Origin of the sequence: Corallococcus interemptor (genome assembly GCF_003668875.1) — a bacterium.
Classification (GTDB): domain Bacteria; phylum Myxococcota; class Myxococcia; order Myxococcales; family Myxococcaceae; genus Corallococcus; species Corallococcus interemptor.
Genome location: NZ_RAWM01000250.1, coordinates 1 through 2,214, shown reverse-complemented (window position 1 = coordinate 2,214; position 2,214 = coordinate 1). Strand labels below are relative to the sequence as shown.

General features: G+C 63.2%; 2 protein-coding genes and 1 pseudogene. All 3 read right to left on the bottom strand.

What is annotated here, in order from left to right; translation table 11 throughout:
• A pseudogene (locus D7X96_RS40370) lies at positions 1–424 on the bottom strand (Arm DNA-binding domain-containing protein); the annotation flags it as partial.
• Positions 421–645, bottom strand: a complete 225-nt coding sequence (locus tag D7X96_RS38850; RefSeq protein WP_121771986.1) for a helix-turn-helix domain-containing protein — start codon at positions 643–645, stop codon at positions 421–423. The pseudogene D7X96_RS40370 and the gene D7X96_RS38850, both read right to left, overlap by 4 nt.
• On the bottom strand, positions 642–1,187 hold the full coding sequence (locus D7X96_RS41340) for a dATP/dGTP diphosphohydrolase domain-containing protein (protein ID WP_244219883.1): 546 nt from the start codon (positions 1,185–1,187) through the stop codon (positions 642–644). Before D7X96_RS41340 ends, D7X96_RS38850 begins: the two co-directional genes overlap by 4 nt.
• Between the last annotated feature and the right edge of the window lie 1,027 nt (positions 1,188–2,214).

Here is a 2,214-nt window from a genome sequence, read left to right as displayed (position 1 = left end):
CACCATCCGCTTCACCATCTGCGACTTGAATGCATCCGTGTACGCCACTGCGTCCTGCCTGCTCTCGCCCCCAGGCGTGGTCATCCCGGCCACTCAGCCGAGGCGACAACTTCCCTGACACAGGGGGCTTGCTGACAGCCGTAGAGTGCTTGTTGTTGTTCTCGCTGAAGGTGAGGAAACGCGGGGTGAAATCCGCAAGCGTGATCGGGCTTTCCTCGCCGCACTTCTCCTTTCCGAAGGTCCCATTCAGGAGGGCACTGCGAAGCTCGCGCTCGTATTGCTCAGCGCCCCGACGGGTCTGGACAGGCGAGAACTTCACGACTCGCTGTCGTCTCCCGTCGGAGTGCTGAAACACGAAGTCCACTTGCCAAGCCTCCTCAACCTTCCCTGCCTTGTTCTTCCACTGCCGTAGCCTGACGCTCATCGTCGCTTCCTGTCGTCAGAATCACGGCCCTTCCCAGGGGAGGACTCTACCAACGCGGCACGGCGGATCCGCAGCGATTTCCCCACGCGAATAACCCCCGGCACTTGCCCCAGCCGGATCGACTCATAGAGCGTTTTCCGGTTCACGCGCAGGAGACCTGCGGCTTCGTCGACGGTGAGAAACTCGGGCAGCTCGGCTTGCGTCAAGGTGGGGCCGTTCATGTCCCTTCCCCCGCCTTTCCGAGCCAACCTGCGACCGGGGCAGGTCCCTCGATTCGGTCGTCGGTTCCGAGCGCGTCGACTTGCAGCTCGCGGAGAATCATCAGGCACGCGGCAGCGTGTGCCAGGTGCGAAAGCCCGGTTTCGGGGTCGGCATCTTCGTCACGGGCGAACGCGAGCAGGTGCCGAAGTGCCGCCTCAACGTAGCGCCGCCAGTTCGTCCCGCGTCGGAAGTTTTTCGGCGTCGTATTTCTCCGCGCCGCAGGTGAACGCGAGGGCGGTCTCTTCCAGCGGGCGAACCGGCACAAGCTACCTGGGAGCGCGCCGCGCTTGCCGGGCGTGTGCCGAAGCTCGACTTCGACCTCGGAGCAGAACACGAGCCGATCGAGTGCTTCACGAAAGCGCCGCTCGTTACAGCCGAGCGCGCTCGTAAGTTCGGCCGCGGTCATGGGGTCGTCGCGAGTCGCGAGCAGCTCACGAACCCGAACGGCGTAGCTGCCGGCGATGTCGGGAAGCGATGAAACAGGTCGGGGCGAAGAGTGCACGTCGCACTAAATGAGTGCGGATCCCGAGGCTGGCCCGGCCGGCACGAGCGGCACCGCGAGGGTGGTGTCACGTCAACGCGTCAAATCTCTAGTCTCATAACCCCATAGGAAAAGTTGGTGTAGGAGTAGGGATAAGGGAGAGGTGAGCGCCTGTGAGGTGCGCGCGTTTAGGGGTTTTCACTCCCTCGTTTTTGACGCCGCCGCGCTTGACGCCTGCTCGTGCCGATAGCGGGGGCGCGAGCATCAGCCACGGCACCAGCGGCACCGCGAGGGGGTGTCACGTCAAAGCGTCAGATCTCTAGTCTCATAACCCCATAGGAAAAGTTGGTGTAGGAGTAGGGATAAGGGAGAGGTGAGCGCCTGTGAGGTGCGCGCGTTTAGGGGTTCTAGGGGGCTCGACGTTGACGTGCCGCCGTTGACGCTCGCTTGGCACGTCAGCAGGTTCGCGAGCGCGACTGACCATTCGGCTGAGCCACTCACACCGAACCGCACTTATTTAGTTCCTGGGCGCAATGTTTCTCAGCGTTCGGGTTTGGCGCGAGCCCATCGCCGCCCACGGGCGAGGTATCGGGAAGCGTTCGCTCGGAGCTAGACGACGTCGGCCGTGACGGGCCGCTTTCTGGAGTTTTGACCCGATGAGCCTTCACGACTCGGCGCCCCCCCCAGTGCCGATGCCACACTGAGCAACGCGACACACTCAGTCACCACCCGAGCAGAGCGGCAAGCTGCCCTTGTGTTGCGGATAATGCTCGCACGTAGAACGGGCGACGCGCTGACCGGAAGGCTGCTGTTTGCTGAGCTACTCGTGTCTGCCCGTCTTGTGATCAAGCAAGCCGTCAAGCTCGCGTGGCGCTTCGCAGGCTCGCCGTTTCCCGAAAACCTTGAACTGCTCGCTGTGATCGGTGAGCGTCAAGGTAGATGTCGCGTGAAAGGGTTCAGCCGATGCGCTTCGGCTCCTGTGCTTCCGGTGAGGGGTTGAGGCGCACGGGGCCCGCTGGCGTCCAGTCGCGCGTGTCACGGCTCCATC

What these genes read in the sequence shown, in the direction of transcription:
- D7X96_RS38850 (WP_121771986.1), bottom strand. Translation starts at nt 645, where the DNA reads ATGAACGGCCCCACCTTGACGCAAGCCGAGCTGCCCGAGTTTCTCACC.